The 14,592-nt window shown below is 38.7% G+C and carries 11 protein-coding genes and 1 tRNA gene; 8 read left to right on the plus strand and 4 right to left on the minus strand.

The genetic code is table 11. The annotated features are described in order from the left end of the window. Positions 1-6: 6 nt before the first annotated feature. Both ACWATA_RS04945 and ACWATA_RS04950 read right to left on the minus strand, forming a co-directional pair. Entirely contained in the window at positions 7-1,359 is a 1,353-nt protein-coding gene (locus tag ACWATA_RS04945; RefSeq protein WP_165636139.1) for a cation:dicarboxylate symporter family transporter, read from the minus strand. Positions 1,360-1,592: 233 nt separating this feature from the next. Next, positions 1,593-2,357: a sulfite exporter TauE/SafE family protein gene (locus ACWATA_RS04950; protein WP_224980507.1), complete on the minus strand. Its 765-nt coding sequence runs from the start codon at positions 2,355-2,357 to the stop codon at positions 1,593-1,595. Positions 2,358-2,628: 271 nt separating this feature from the next. Here ACWATA_RS04950 and ACWATA_RS04955 point away from each other — a divergent pair, with 271 nt between their 5' ends. The 6 genes from ACWATA_RS04955 to ACWATA_RS04980 all read left to right on the plus strand — a co-directional run bounded on the left by ACWATA_RS04955 (position 2,629) and on the right by ACWATA_RS04980 (position 10,352). Continuing rightward, on the plus strand, positions 2,629-3,903 hold the full coding sequence (locus ACWATA_RS04955) for an ATP-binding protein (RefSeq protein WP_028415039.1): 1,275 nt from the start codon (positions 2,629-2,631) through the stop codon (positions 3,901-3,903). A gap of 146 nt (positions 3,904-4,049) precedes the next feature. After that, entirely contained in the window at positions 4,050-5,066 is a 1,017-nt protein-coding gene (locus tag ACWATA_RS04960; RefSeq protein WP_028415038.1) for a LacI family DNA-binding transcriptional regulator, read from the plus strand. A gap of 87 nt (positions 5,067-5,153) precedes the next feature. Further along, entirely contained in the window at positions 5,154-7,274 is a 2,121-nt protein-coding gene (locus ACWATA_RS04965) for an amylo-alpha-1,6-glucosidase (RefSeq protein WP_224980505.1), read from the plus strand. Between the two features lie 72 nt (positions 7,275-7,346). Beyond that, entirely contained in the window at positions 7,347-8,588 is a 1,242-nt protein-coding gene (locus ACWATA_RS04970) for an ABC transporter substrate-binding protein (protein WP_224980503.1), read from the plus strand. A gap of 23 nt (positions 8,589-8,611) precedes the next feature. Further along, positions 8,612-9,514, plus strand: coding sequence for a carbohydrate ABC transporter permease (locus ACWATA_RS04975; RefSeq protein ID WP_224980502.1), 903 nt, complete (start codon positions 8,612-8,614; stop codon positions 9,512-9,514). A 16-nt stretch (positions 9,515-9,530) separates the two neighbouring features. Continuing rightward, positions 9,531-10,352, plus strand: coding sequence for a carbohydrate ABC transporter permease (locus tag ACWATA_RS04980; RefSeq protein ID WP_014458643.1), 822 nt, complete (start codon positions 9,531-9,533; stop codon positions 10,350-10,352). Between the two features lie 109 nt (positions 10,353-10,461). Here the strand turns inward: ACWATA_RS04980 and ACWATA_RS04985 are convergent, their stop codons facing one another. Then, positions 10,462-11,382: a TetR/AcrR family transcriptional regulator gene (locus tag ACWATA_RS04985; RefSeq protein ID WP_224980500.1), complete on the minus strand. Its 921-nt coding sequence runs from the start codon at positions 11,380-11,382 to the stop codon at positions 10,462-10,464. 265 nt (positions 11,383-11,647) lie between these two features. Between ACWATA_RS04985 and ACWATA_RS04990 the strand changes: the two genes are divergently transcribed. Beyond that, positions 11,648-13,171 (plus strand): DHA2 family efflux MFS transporter permease subunit, encoded by a 1,524-nt coding sequence (locus tag ACWATA_RS04990; protein WP_224980498.1) that lies wholly within the window; start codon positions 11,648-11,650, stop codon positions 13,169-13,171. A 32-nt stretch (positions 13,172-13,203) separates the two neighbouring features. On the opposite strand, the gene ACWATA_RS04995 is transcribed toward ACWATA_RS04990, so the two are convergent. Further along, positions 13,204-14,256 (minus strand): aromatic ring-hydroxylating dioxygenase subunit alpha, encoded by a 1,053-nt coding sequence (locus tag ACWATA_RS04995; RefSeq protein WP_028415032.1) that lies wholly within the window; start codon positions 14,254-14,256, stop codon positions 13,204-13,206. A gap of 210 nt (positions 14,257-14,466) precedes the next feature. On the opposite strand from ACWATA_RS04995, the gene ACWATA_RS05000 reads away from it, so the two are divergent. After that, positions 14,467-14,539, plus strand: a tRNA-Thr gene (locus ACWATA_RS05000). The last annotated feature ends 53 nt before the right edge of the window (positions 14,540-14,592 follow it).

Raw genomic sequence — 14,592 nt, forward strand, 5'->3', positions numbered from 1 at the left:
TTTTTATTAAAATGCTTTTTCATTGGCTGCTGGAATACTCTCAGGGAGAGAAATTTCAGCATTTTTGGGCTGATACGTAATTTTTCCGTCAAGCACATCATTGGCTTTTTGTAGGTCTAATAAATTTTCCCATCGTGCGATAATAAAAGCAGCTACCGCATAACCAATAATATTAACTGTGGTCCGGTAATTACCCATAAAGCGATCAGGAGCAAGCATCAGAGCAACGGCAGCTACCGGAATGGATCCGGTTGCTGCTGCGGTAGCAGACAGAGCAACAAAAGCTGATCCTGGAATGCCAGCCATTCCTTTAGACGTAAGAAGAAGAACACCAAGCATTAAAAGCTGATCAGTGAGGCTCAAGTCCACGCCCGTTGCTTGTGCTAAAAAGACGAGAGCAAGAGACAGGTAGATAGAAGCACCGTCTAGATTAAACGAATAGCCCGTAGGCACAACAAGGCCAACGACTGCTTTGTTGCATCCTGCTTGTTCAAATTTCTCCATGAGCTGCGGCATAACGGCTTCAGTAGAACCCGTAGCAAATGCCAGCATAATTTCTTCTCGTATATATAGAATAACTTTCCACAAGCTTAATTTTAAATAGGTTCGTAAAATAACAGCTAAAACAAGAACAAATGCTAGACAAGCAATTGTCATAGCGATAAATAGCTTTCCAAATGCAGCAAGTGTTCCAAGACCGTACTGACTAACCGCAAATGCCATGGCGCTAAACGTGGCAAGAGCCGTTAACTTCATGATGTATCCCATAATTTTAAATAACACATCATTTACTTTTTCTAATACGTGTAGAAGGGTCTCCGCTGTTTTTCCACCTATATGGACAAGAGCGATTCCGAACAAACACGAAATTAAAAGCACTTGAAGCATGGAGTTGTTTGAAAAAGCACCAACTGCACTGTCTGGAATCATATTAAGAAAAAAATCACCTTCGCTCGGAAGTTCGGAGCCGTTTGTCTTCGCGTCCACTTCAGTTGTGCTTAAGCTTGAAGGGTCAACATTCATACCGGCCCCGGGGTTCATTACGTTTGCTACTAATAGACCGATAAGTAGAGCGAATGTTGTGACAATTTCGAAGTAAAGAATGGTTTTTCCACCGATACGCCCAACTGTTTTAATGTTTCCAACCTTGGCAATTCCGACAACGACTACCCCAAAGATAAGAGGAGCAATCAGCATTTTGATGAGCTTAATAAAACCGTCTCCAATCGGTTTCACAGCATTTCCAAAGCTTGGCCATAGATATCCTACGGCTACGCCAAGTACAATTGCCATCATAATTTGAAAGAAAAGACCTTTATAAAAAGGTTTTTGCTTACTTTTTGCCGCTGTTTGTGTCATGTGTTCTCCCTTCGTCGTACAATTTTTTTGATGTTACAATAGATGTTATGTTTTTTTACATTTTAACGTAAGGTTGTTTGAGGTGTCATTGGTCTCTTTGACTAAAATTCAATAAAAATATTAGTTGAAGTGTATAAGAAGGGAAGGGAGTGGTTTAAAACATTATTATTTTTAATGTAGATCTTTAAAAAAACTAATAAAAAGCACATGCAAAGGCATGTGCTTTTTATTTATTAAATTAGTTTAATTCCGCTAATTAAAATGATGGTCGCCATAATGGCTTGAAGCGGTCTTGAAGGCACTTTCGTTGATAAACGGCTTCCGAGTAACACACCCGGAATAGATCCAGTTAATAGGTTAGCAGTCAACATATAATCAACGCTTCCAAAGCTTGCATTTAAAATACCAGCCACCGTAACGAGAAGAAACGCATGTGCAATATCAGTACCAACCAGCTCAGATGTTTTTAACTTAAATAAGTACAGCATTGCAATGGCAAATAATGAGCCAGAACCAATCGATGTTAGTCCGACAACGAACCCAAAGACTACGCCAATTCCGATTGTTAATCCTTTTTTCTGATTTAAGTCCATTTCCTGAAACCGATTTGGGCGAATTAATTTATCAAAAAAGACGCGAAAGATAATTGAGATGGCAACCAGCGTCATGACGTACCCGAGAGCGTGCTTAATAATCGTTTCTTGATGCTCGTGAAAAGATGGGAATGCATGAAGTGTGACAATAGCCAGCACAGCGCTCGGAATACTTCCGAAAGCTAAATATTTTGCTAATTTAAAGTTAATGGTTCGCTGTTTGTAGTGCTGAGCGACTCCGAATAATTTTGTGATAGAATTGTAGACAAGATCTGTTCCTACGGCAATGGAAGGGTTAATGCCGAGTACAATCAGTAAAGGTGTTAATAAAGCGGCACCTCCAACCCCCGTTAAGCCTACAAGGGTTCCAACGAATAATCCCATTAAGGTAATTGATAGTTCCATATTTTGTCCTCCTACTCTCAAAACCAAGTACATTGATCTGATTATAGAGCATTGTAACTCATATGTAAATAAAATTCTGAATATTTTTAGTGAAGTTGAAAAGGTTTTCTTAGTCTTCACTATTTTAGGGAACGGACGATAAAGTCATAGGAAGTTATAAAAAAGTAAATAGAATACGTTTATTTATCTATGATTACGCTCTAATTTGTGTTACAAATGTAAATGCAATAAAAGAGTTTATTTTTATCTCATTTGAAAGACCGGTGAATGCATGAGTTTTGTTACGAAAGATTTGTTAATTAATTTTTTATTTATTTTATTGGCGCTGTTTTTAGTGCAGATGTTTTATTTGATCAAGTATGCTAAAAAAGTTCATTGGTGGAAAGATCACTATATCGCGGTATTTCCGATTTTAGCTATTACCTTTTGCCTTTTGTTTCCGGTTAACGGAGCTTATGTCCCGGATGACTATCGAATGGATTTACGAAGAATTCCTTATATTTTAGGAACGTTATATGGAGGCTGGCCGCTAGGAAGCTTGCTTTTCGTCTTTATTTTACTGCTGCGCTTGCTAATTGGCGGGTACGATGTAGGGTTTTTATCAACATTAATTGCTCTTCCGATTTTATCCATTCCTTTATTTTTCATAACAAAATACTTTTTACATTTCTCATTAAAAAATAGAATTATCGTGAGCACCTGTCTTAGTGTAATTGGTTCTTTATTAGCTATGCTTGTATCTATTTTTGTTTTACACGTAACAAGCATTCCTATTAGCGTGTGGGTTCAGTTCGCTGTTTTAGATGTGGCAGGCATGTTTGTGATTACCATACTGTGGGAAGCGATACGGGCAAATTTATTAGTGCTGCAGCGCCTAATGAAAGCAGAAAAGCTAGAAATTGTCAGTCATTTAGCTGCCAGCATCTCTCATGAGGTGCGAAATCCTCTAACTGCAAGCAGAGGATTTATGCAAATGCTGCAAGAAGATGAAAAAGAACCTGCTAAAAAACGCTACATTTCGATTGCTATTAATGAACTAGACCGCGCAAAAGAAATCATTGATGATTACTTGCTATTTGCCAATTCCGCTCCAGAACGAAATGAAAAAATGAATATGTCAGAAGAAATTCATCACGTCACCCATATTATGACGCCTCTTGCCAATATGAACGGAGTCGCGATTGATTTTACATTCGATGAAGAAGTGAAGTTCTTCGTAATGGGAGAAAGAAGAAAGCTTCAGCAGTGTCTAATCAACTTATTTAAAAATAGTATTGAAGCCATGCAAAACGGAGGCACGTTAACTATTAAAGTAGGAAAAGAAGGCGGAGTTGTGATCGTTGATATTATGGATACAGGCTGCGGTATGACGCAAGAACAAGTCAACCGGTTAGGCGAACCGTATTTTACAACAAAAGAAAAAGGTACGGGGCTTGGAACGATGGTATCTTTCAGTATTATTCATTATATGAAGGGAAAAGTAAGTGTGTCTAGCGTAAAAGGAAAAGAAACGTGCTTTTCACTTCAATTTCCTCTTTGTGAGTAAAGAGCAGCTTTAGGGCTGCTTTTTTTATATGCAAAAATTTTAAAAATAGATAAAAGTAAACTGATTATTAAAAAAGTATTGAATTTAAGAAATGAAAGCGTTACAATCTATTTAAAGTTATCCGAAACGTTTTGGAGGAATTTTGATTGACAACGATTAAAGATATAGCGCGAGTTGCCGGCGTATCTGTAACAACGGTGTCTCGGGCTTTAAATGGTTATTCAGATGTAAATGAAAAAACAAGGCAAAAGATTGCAGCCGTAGCAAGAGAGCTGGACTATAGCCCCAATACGTTAGCTCGAGGATTGGTTATGCAAAAGTCAAAGACAATTGGACTACTAGTTTCAGGCATCAGCAGAGAGAGCGTAAAAGATAATTTCACGTTTGAAGTATTGTGCGGTGTAAATGAGCGTGCATCTACTTTGGGGTATGACTTGATTTTATTTAATACAAACACGATGATGCAGCGAGAAAAAACGTATACTCAGCTTTGTCGAGAGCGAAGAGTGGACGGGGCAATTATTCAGGGCATCAAAAAAGAAGATCCTTATTTAAAAGAAGTAGTAGAAAGCGATATTCCTTGTGTTTTAGTTGATATTCCCGTCCATTCTAGTTCAGTAGGCTATGTCACCACCGATAATGCCTTGGGAGCTAAAAAAGCGGTTGAACATTTAGCGAGTCTTGGCCATCAGCATATTGGGATGATTAACGGACATGAAGACGCATTTGTCAGCCAAGAACGTCTCAACGGATACAGACAAGCCCTCAAAGAATGCGGTTTGTCGTTTCGGTCTGAATGGGTTGTAAGCGGAAAGTTTGAAGAAAAGAAAGCAGAGAAAGCTGCCAGTGAGCTTTTAAATAAGTATGAAGAGCTCACCGCTATTTTTTGTGCAAGTGATTTAATGGCACTGGGAGCATTAAAAGCATGCAAAGAACTTGGCCTTGATGTACCAAAAGACGTTTCGATTGTCGGATATGATAATATTGTTCTTGCTTCTTACTCGTCTCCAAATTTGACGACTGTAGGGCAGGAAGTATATCAGATTGGCTATGAAGCTGCAGATTTACTAATTGAGATGCTAGAAGGAAAAGAAACAAATATGAAGCGTTATCTTGATACACAGCTGATTATTCGAGAATCAACAGCTAAAAACCACGGCTAGTGGTTTTTATATAATGTAAAAACCGAAACGTTTCGGTTTTGTGTTTCGTTTTTCCAAAACGTTTCGGTGAAATTTTGGGGGATGGAAATGGATTACCGTGTGATTAAAGAAAATGACTTATTTTTACTAACAGATCAAGCAGGAAATATCACTGAAAACCATCAGTATGGTTTAGGGCTATATATGAAAGATACGCGTTTTTTGAGCAAATTTCATTTGAAAATTAACGGTACAGATCCTGTGTTATTGTCCTCAAGTGCCGACGAAAACCTGTTAGCCACAATTCTTCTTACTAATCCGCATATGGAAAAAGAAGGAGAACTATCGCTGTGGCGAGAGTCTGTAGAAATAGAAAGAAAGCGCTTTATATATGAGGGTATTTTCTATGAAAAAATAAAATTGAAAAGTTATTTTCCTAAAAAAATTGCTTTTACATTAAGTATCCAAGCAGATGTCGATTTTAACGATATGTTTATCGTAAGAGGTTTTCAAACTGGAAATGTCGGAAAACGAACAGGGCAAATAAAAGGGGAAAGCAGTTTAATATATACATACGAAGGATCAGATGATATCAAGCGTTCGACACGGATTTCTTGGGATAAAAAAGCCTCACACGTGTATGAACAAGGAGAGGTTATGTTTTCTTTCGAACTGAACCATCAGGAAGAAGAAGAAATTACATTAATGGTTCAGCCGCAAATGGGCGAAGACATCAATGAAAATATTTTATCAGCTGGTGAAGCATTTAGTTTACTAACGCAGTCATATAAAAAGTGGGAAAAATCTTCTACAAAAGTGACAACCGATCATCCGACAATGCAGCGCCTTATTACAAGAGGACTTAACGACCTGCGCGTACTGCTAACGGATGTAGGATTCGGTGCTTTTCCTGTAGCTGGATTGCCTTGGTTTGGTGTGCCATTTGGAAGGGATAGTCTAATTGCAGCGCTTCAAATGCTGGCTTTTAATCCGGAAGTAGCAAAAGGAACGCTACGTACTATGGCAGCATATCAAGGAACGGCAAATGATCCATGGCGTGATGAACAGCCGGGTAAAATTATGCATGAAATACGTTACGGAGAACTAGCCAACACAAATCAAATACCTTTTACTCCATATTACGGAACAGTTGACGCGACACCATTATTTTTAATTTTGTTAACGGAATATGTGAAGTGGACGGGAGACTTCGAGTTTGTAAAAGAAATGCAAATGACTGTCGATGGAGCTTTGACATGGATCAATGAATATGGAGATCGAGACGGTGATTTATTTCTTGAATACCATCAAGAATCAAGTAAAGGAATTGCTAACCAAGGATGGAAAGACTCAGGGGATTCTGTTGTCCATCGCAGCGGTGAATATGCAAAAACTCCTATTGCTTTAGTGGAAGTACAAGGCTACGTATATCAAGCGAAAATGGGTATTGCTTCTTTATATGATCAGTTAAACAAAACAAATGAAGCAAATAGTTTACGTGAAGAAGCTGAGCTGCTGCGTAAAAAGTTCAATGAAGCCTTTTGGATGGAAGACGTGTCATTCTATGCCATTGCACTTGATGAACATAAACATCAAGTAGGAACGATTACGTCAAATCCAGGTCATGTACTTTTAGCCGAGATGATGGATGAGGAGAAGCTGAACAAAGTAGCGGAAAGGCTAGTATCAGAATCTATGTTTTCGGGATATGGAATTCGTACAATGGCAGAAGGAGAAGCGGGTTATAATCCAATGAGTTATCATGACGGGAGCATTTGGCCGCACGATAATAGTTTAATTGTTCTCGGTTTGAGTAAAGCGAACAAGCAAACAGAAGTCAATAAAGTGATAAAAGGGCTGGTTGATGCAGCTGAGCATTTTGAATACGACCGTCTTCCAGAGCTATTCTGCGGCTATTCAAGTAACCTTGGCAAGCCTGTCAAATATCCCGTTGCCTGCTCACCTCAAGCTTGGGCAGCCGGCACGCCTTTAGCTTTCGTACAGGCGATGCTGAGACTGTTTCCTGATAGTACAGCAGGTACTATACAGATAAATCCTTTGCTCATAGACGATATGAATGAAATCTCTGTAGAAAACCTTGTGATTGGCAGTGGGAAACTTTCATTAACGGTTAAAAAAGAAGAAAGCGAAACTATTATTTACGTGAAAGAAAATACGACAAAATACGAGCTTCTATCTCAATGTAAGGTAAGAAATTATGTAGGTTAATGTTACTTCGACCGCGGCTTATTAAGCGTCAATTAATAAGCCGCAGGTCAATGAAATGAAAGGAGACAGCTAATGAAGAAGTGGATACTCGCTTTAAGTTTGGTTCTGGCAGTGGCTGGAGCAGCTTTAACTGGATGTTCAAATGTACAAGAAGTTTCCGGGGAAAATGGTCAAGTCGAAATTGTATTAGCCGGCTGGGGAGGCAACCCAACAGAAACGAAGCTGCTTAATCAAACTATTCAAGACTTTGAAAAACTCCATCCATCAATTCATGTGAAGCATGAAGTAATCACTGATCAATACATGGATATTTTAAAAACGCGTTTAATAGGTGGAAATGGTCCAGATGTTTTTTATCTTGATGCACTTGAAGCGCCGGGTCTTATTAATACAGGGGTTTTAGAACCTTTAAATTCTTATGTAAAATCTGATTTTGATGTTCAGGATTTTGAGAAACCATTATTGAAAGCGTTTCAAAAAAATGGAGAGACTTATGGTTTTCCGAAAGATTACTCCACATTAGGCTTATTTTACAACAAAAAGCTATTTAAAGAAGCAGGAGTAGAAGTACCAAAAACATGGGGTGAGTTTAAAGAAGTTTCAAAAGTATTTAAAAAGAAAGGGATTCAAGCGTTTGGTGTCACGCCGGAATTAGCGCGTATCTTCTACATGGCGCAGGCAAACGGAGGAGACGTTGTAAAGAACAATAAGGCAAACTTTGCTACGAAAGAAGTCGTGGATTCTCTTCAGCCGCTCATCGATCAGCATTTAAAAGATAAAACGTCTGTACAGCCCTCTGATGTAGGCGCGAATTCAGGTACGGACATGTTTGCACAACAAAAAGTAGCTATGGTGATTGAAGGAAATTGGATGATTCCATTTTTACAGGAGTCCTTCCCAAAACTTGATTACGGTACAGCGGAAGTTCCGACAATAAACGGTCATAAAAATACGATGGCATTTACGGTCGCGTATGTAATGAATGCCGACTCAAAAAAGAAAAAAGCGTCTTGGGAGCTCATCCAGTACTTAACCGGGAAAGAAGGAATGGAAACTTGGACAAGTAAGGGTTATGCATTGCCAACAAGAAAATCCGTAGCGGATAAGCTTGGTTTTGCTGAAGACAAAAAACGAGGTCCATTAGTAAAAGGAGCTGCTTATGCAACTGTCTGGCAAGATGGTCCGTATTTGCCTATTATCATGAATAACTTTAATAACCAGTTTTTAAGCGCCTTTTTGGGACAAAGTGATTTAGAGACAGCTTTGAAAAAAGCACAAAAGCAGGCAAATCAAGAGATTAGTATTTACGAATAAGGCTCGGCGGGGGAGTGGAGGAAATGAAAAACGGAAAAATACGAACGTACAAACCTCGTGATGTAGGGCAAGGATATGCTTTTATGACACCTACACTGTTTGTACTATTGCTGTTTGTTATTGCACCTATTTTTTATGCCATCTTTTTGTCTTTACATAAAGTTCAATTGCTGGGAGGAACTGAGTTTCATTTTCGAGGGCTTGAGAACTACATGAAGGTTCTTGAAGATGACAAAGCTAAAATTGCTCTTTGGAATACGGTGAAGTATGTAGTAATTGTTGTACCGGTACAAACCGCATTGGCACTTATACTGGCGGCCACATTAAATGCAGGGCTAAAAGCAGAAAAAGTTTTTCGCATTATTTATTTTTTACCTACACTTACATCATCGGCTGTATTAACGCTTATTTTTATGTGGATGTACAATCAAAATGGAATTGTGAACGAGTTTTTAAAGTTTGTTGGTCTTCCAACTTACAATTGGCTTGGAGATCCTCAGGTCGCTTTGATTGCCATTATGATTATGAACATCTGGGCAACAGCTCCATTTTTTATGGTTATTTATTTGGCAGCTTTGCAAGACGTACCAAATTCGCTTTATGAAGCAGCTCAGTTAGATGGGGCTAATGTGTTTCAACGGTTTTGGCATATTACAGTTCCGAATCTGCGACCGGTTACATCATTCGTAGTGATCATGGGACTGATTGGTACGTTTCAGTTATTTGATCAATCGTTTATTTTCTCAGGAGGTTCAGGAGGTCCTAATAACTCGACTCTGACTGTTGTTCTGCTTATTTATCAATATGCATTTAAAAATTTAGGTACTATGGGGTATGCTGCAGCACTAGCCTTTATGCTGGCGTTCGTGATTTTGGTGGCAACGGTTATTCAGAGAAAGTTTTCAAAAGAAGAAAGTATGTACTAAGGGGGGGAAGAAAAAGATGAAGAAAAAAACAGGAGTCCTCATTTTATATACAATTTTAAGCATATACGCGCTGATTACTCTGATTCCATTTATTTGGGCGCTGTCCGCTTCTTTTAAAACGCTAGAAGAAATTGTGTCAGGTACGGTGAACTTTATTCCGAAACACTTTACGCTAGACAATTATAAACAAATTTTTGTGGAACAAAAGCTGTTCCCTCGCTGGATGTTTAATAGCTTATTCATTGCCGTAGTAGGAACAGCTCTGAATTTGCTATTTAACTCAATGGCTGGTTATGCCCTTGCACGCCTCAGTTTCCCGGGAAAGAAAAGTTTATTTATTATTATTTTAGCGGTGCTTATGATTCCTGGACAAGTAACGATGATTCCTAATTTTTTAATTTTAAAAGAGTTAGGCTGGTTAAATACCTATCAGGGAATGATTGTACCGGGAATGGTAAATGCGACTTTTATATTTATGATGCGTCAATTTTTTATTAATTTCCCAAAAGAGCTTGAAGAAGCAGCGGAGTTGGATGGGTTATCGAAGTTTGGAACATTCTTCAAAATAGTCCTTCCACTTGCAAAACCTGCCTTAGCAGCACAAACGATTTTTGTATTTATGGGGTTTTGGAATGATTTTATGAAGCCTTTAATTGTGATGTCTGATGAAAATATGTTCACGTTGACTTTAGGCCTTAACACATTTAAAGGTCAGTATATCAGTTATTGGAACTATATTATGGCAGCTTCCATGGTTTTTACACTTCCAATTTTGCTCATTTATGCGTTTTTTAACAAATATTTCATTAAAGGAATTTCGTTTACTGGAGGAAAATAAAAAAGAGGCTGGGATAAAAGTATTTTAGTTGGAATGACAAACGAACGATTAATTAAAAAATCATAATCGTTCGTTTTTTGTTGTTATGGTGAGCGTGAATTTCATATGTTTAGTTGCTTCTAGCTGTTGATTGAAGTTCACTCACATACTGATCAATCATCGTTTGCAGTTCCTCTAGGTTCGTTTTACTGTTGTTAACAGGCAGCTGCTTTAATGAATGAAGGGCACTATCCACAACAAACTTGCGGGGATTTGATTGTTTAAACAGCTCTTCTTCAATAAAACTAATAAGCTCTGTGCATTTTTGACGTTCGAATTCATCCGTAAATTGTTTGTGAGCTTGCTTTTTTAAATCGATAAGTGCTGCGGAAATGTCCTGTTCTATTTGATTTTTAGTATTTGGGCAAGATGGAAGCCATTCTTTGATCGTTTGCGGATCGAGCAAAATGTCTCCTGAACTTGCTACTTCGTCTACAAGAGGAAGCAGACGCTTAACGCTGTAAGTTATAATCTCATGGGGATCAGTCTTTGTACCATTGACCATAAAATTATAGTGAAAGTTGCGGTGAAGCATGCCAAGAAACATAATTGCACAATCTAGCAGATAAGGTTTCTTTTCTTGTCCAAATAAATCAATAAACCGTTTATAAATCCAGTTTACTTCAATGAACTGGGTTTTTTTTATGTATGCTTTTAAATCAGGATCATTAGAAACAAATACTTCTTCAAGTAATGTAAAAAATTTATGTTTGTGATGGTTTTTCATCTGCGCATCGATCTGTTTAATAAATACATCTACATCGGTCAGACTTTTACCAACCAGCAGCTGATTTCGCTCTTGTTCAATGGTCGTATGAAGCCATGTAAAAACAGCGATTAATAATTCATTTTTTGAAGAAAAATAGTTGTAGAATGTTCCTTTTGAAATGCCGCTATAATCAATGATGTCTTGAATAGAAGTAGCTTGAAATCCTTTTTCAACGAAGAGATGGTGTGCATTTTTTACAACTTGCTGTTTTCGATTATTCATTATTATCACCTAAATGTAAAATTAGACTCATGGTCCAACTTTATGATACATGATTTAAAGCGTTTACACAAATGTTCTTTTCGAAAAACTGAACGATATCACGACAATATATTGGTATAAAAGGATTATAGGACTAAAAAAGTTGAGAAAATAAAGAACGTGAACGTAAGATTTTTCACTTGCATAAATTGAACTCACAGTATAATATACTCTATGTAGAACACGTGTCTAAAAAAATGAACCTAAAGTATAAGGAGGTACAATAATGAGTCGATCGATAAATCAAATGGAAAAGCCGCCTTATGGCATAATTGCTATTTTGTTAATTGGCGCTTTTATCTCATTATTGAATGAAACGTTATTAAATGTGGCGCTGCCGTCTATTATGAAAGACTTAGATGTGACAACGTCAACTGTCCAGTGGCTTTCTACTGGTTATATGTTAGTGAATGGTATTATGATTCCAACTACCGCTTTTTTAATTCAGCGCTATTCTGTCAGAGGCTTATTTTTAACGGCGATGACTTTATTTACAGCAGGAACAATACTTGCAGGTGCTTCGCCCGTATTTTCTGTGTTGTTAACCGCTCGTATTATTCAAGCGTCAGGCGCAGCTATTATGATGCCGCTTTTAATGAACGTATTGCTCACAAGTTTTCCATTAGAAAAACGCGGAGCTGCGATGGGGATTTTCGGTTTAGTTATGATTTTTGCTCCGGCAATTGGTCCTACATTATCAGGATGGCTAATTGAACACTATGAGTGGAGAATGCTGTTCCACCTTGTTACGCCAATCGCAGCCATTGTATTAATAGGCGCTTTCTTCCTATTAAAAGACAAAAAAGAAAAAGTGGAAATCAATTTGGATTTTTTATCCCTTTTGCTATCTACAATTGGATTTGGCGGACTTCTATACGGGTTTAGCTCAGCAGGGGATAAAGGCTGGGATTCTGTGGAAGTATACGGTACCATTATCGTAGGAGCTGTGGCTCTGATTTTATTTATTACGCGTCAGTTCAAGCTTAAAACACCGATGCTTGAATTCCGCATTTTTAAATATCCAATGTTTGCTTTATCATCAACGATTTCGATGGTAATTACAATGGCATTATTCTCAGCCATGCTGCTAATGCCAATTTATGTTCAAACGGTACGAGGCATCTCTCCGCTTCATTCAGGATTACTAATGCTTCCAGGTGCGCTGCTAATGGGTGTGATGTCACCGATTACCGGAAAATTATTTGATAAATTCGGAGCGCGTGCATTGGCTGTAACGGGTCTAACGATTACAGCCGTTACGACGTATTTCTTCAGTAACTTAGAGCTTGATACGACCTATACAACGCTCATTACGCTTTACACGCTTCGTATGTTCGGAATGTCTATGGTGATGATGCCGGTTATGACAAACGGATTAAATCAGCTTCCGCAGCGTTTTAATCCGCATGGTACTGCGATGAACAATACGCTTCAACAAGTATCGGGAGCTATTGGTTCGGCTCTTTTAGTAACGGTGATGTCAAACCGTACAGCTACTCATGCAAAAGAGCTCGCTCAAGATGCAATGAGCGGAGCAGGAGCAGCGAATGCAACCGCAGCCGGGGCAGCTCAAATGAAAGAACAGATTGGGATGCAGGCAATGGTACAAGGGATTAACGATGCGTTTGCTGTCTCAGTAGTCCTAGTGGTGGTTGCCTTAATTCTTTCATTCTTCATGAAACGCACAACGCCGGCAAGTGAAGATGAAGTGATAAAGGAAAAAGCAGCACGCGAGCAGTTTGCTAAATAAAAAAAATCCCCGCTGAGACAGCGGGGATTTTTTTAGCTTGTATATCTAAAGCTTAAGCCCATTTTCTTTAATAATTTCCGGTAACCGATGGACGTTTGATCAGCCATAATATGCGCTTCCATCTGCAGGTCTAAAGGCAAGTCTTCAGGTTTTTGGTTTTCCACCATTTCACGGTCTTCGTCAAAGACGCGAAGGTTAAAGTCATACACACCTTCAACGGGAGAATCTTTGTCAAAGTTTCGAGCGATTGGCGCGAATAAACGTGTTTCGCGGGCTGAAATAGGAGAGACTGCATTCATAATCCACAGCTCTGCGCCTTCTGGGAAGTATACTTTTAGCGTAGCTGTAAACGGGGGATAAACATCAAAGACGCGAAGCCATTTAAAATCAGGTGGATTTAAATGCTGCTGTTCTTTGGAATAATTGCTCACGGTGCTCGTATATTCTACATGAAGCCCATAGTCTGTATCGCTTACTTTATATTTAGGCACAAAGGCGTTGTTTCGATCACCAAATGTGTCTGTGTGAACCCAAGCAAAATGAGCTACGTCTAAAAAGCCTTCCATTTGACGACCGGCTGAACCCATGATATCAAAGCTTGGACAAACAATTTGCTGAAAATCAGGGTCCTCCCACGCATCGAAATAAGGCAGGTTATCTTGTTCTCCTGTCAGGGACGTCCACACTAATCCATATCGTTCGATAACTGGATAGACGGCCATACAGAGACGGGGAGAAATGTTGGCGTCAGGGTGAGCTGGAATTGACGTGCATGCGCCGTCCGTTGCGTAGCGGAAGCCGTGGTAAGGACAGACAATTTCATCATCTTCCACCCAGCCCATGCTAAGCGGGGTGCCTCGGTGAACGCATAAATCACGTGCCGCTACAACTTTGTGTGTGGTGCGGTATAAAACTAGATTTACATCTAGTAATTTTACGGACGTTGGTTTTTCTGTTACATCACTGCAGCGTGCGACGGGGTACCAATACTTAGCAAGCGTCGTCCAATCTTCCAGGCTGAACGTGCAGTCTCTTGGGTAGGGAGTTGCCGTTTTTGATTTTGTCATGGTTGGTTGTTGTTCCATCTATTTTCTTCCCTTCTTTTGTAAGCTATTTTACTAAGGGTAATATAAAAAAAGAAAATTCACACAATTTATGTAAGAAGTTCTAACATGAAATATGGAACTTTGTAGAAAGTGCGAATTTCAGAAGACGCAAATTAGAGAATATACCAATAAAAAAATTTTAAAAAGCGCTTCCTAAATAAATTTAAACGTGATATAATTTTCCAAGACGCTGGTGTAGCTCAGTAGGTAGAGCACTTGCATGGTAAGCAAGAGGTCGCAGGTTCGATCCCTGTCGCTAGCATACTCAAAAACCTTCTTTCTTGTTGAAAGAAGGTTTTTTTATTTGGATTGGCT

The sequence above is a fragment of the Priestia sp. USM5 genome (assembly GCF_058323215.1).

What these genes read in the sequence shown, in the direction of transcription:
- ACWATA_RS04965 (WP_224980505.1), top strand. Translation starts at nt 5,154, where the DNA reads ATGGATTACCGTGTGATTAAAGAAAATGACTTATTTTTACTAACAGAT.
- ACWATA_RS04985 (WP_224980500.1), bottom strand. Translation starts at nt 11,382, where the DNA reads ATGAATAATCGAAAACAGCAAGTTGTAAAAAATGCACACCATCTCTTC.
- ACWATA_RS04990 (WP_224980498.1), top strand. Translation starts at nt 11,648, where the DNA reads ATGAGTCGATCGATAAATCAAATGGAAAAGCCGCCTTATGGCATAATT.
- ACWATA_RS04955 (WP_028415039.1), top strand. Translation starts at nt 2,629, where the DNA reads ATGAGTTTTGTTACGAAAGATTTGTTAATTAATTTTTTATTTATTTTA.
- ACWATA_RS04975 (WP_224980502.1), top strand. Translation starts at nt 8,612, where the DNA reads ATGAAAAACGGAAAAATACGAACGTACAAACCTCGTGATGTAGGGCAA.
- ACWATA_RS04995 (WP_028415032.1), bottom strand. Translation starts at nt 14,256, where the DNA reads ATGGAACAACAACCAACCATGACAAAATCAAAAACGGCAACTCCCTAC.
- ACWATA_RS04970 (WP_224980503.1), top strand. Translation starts at nt 7,347, where the DNA reads ATGAAGAAGTGGATACTCGCTTTAAGTTTGGTTCTGGCAGTGGCTGGA.
- ACWATA_RS04945 (WP_165636139.1), bottom strand. Translation starts at nt 1,359, where the DNA reads ATGACACAAACAGCGGCAAAAAGTAAGCAAAAACCTTTTTATAAAGGT.
- ACWATA_RS04950 (WP_224980507.1), bottom strand. Translation starts at nt 2,357, where the DNA reads ATGGAACTATCAATTACCTTAATGGGATTATTCGTTGGAACCCTTGTA.
- ACWATA_RS04980 (WP_014458643.1), top strand. Translation starts at nt 9,531, where the DNA reads ATGAAGAAAAAAACAGGAGTCCTCATTTTATATACAATTTTAAGCATA.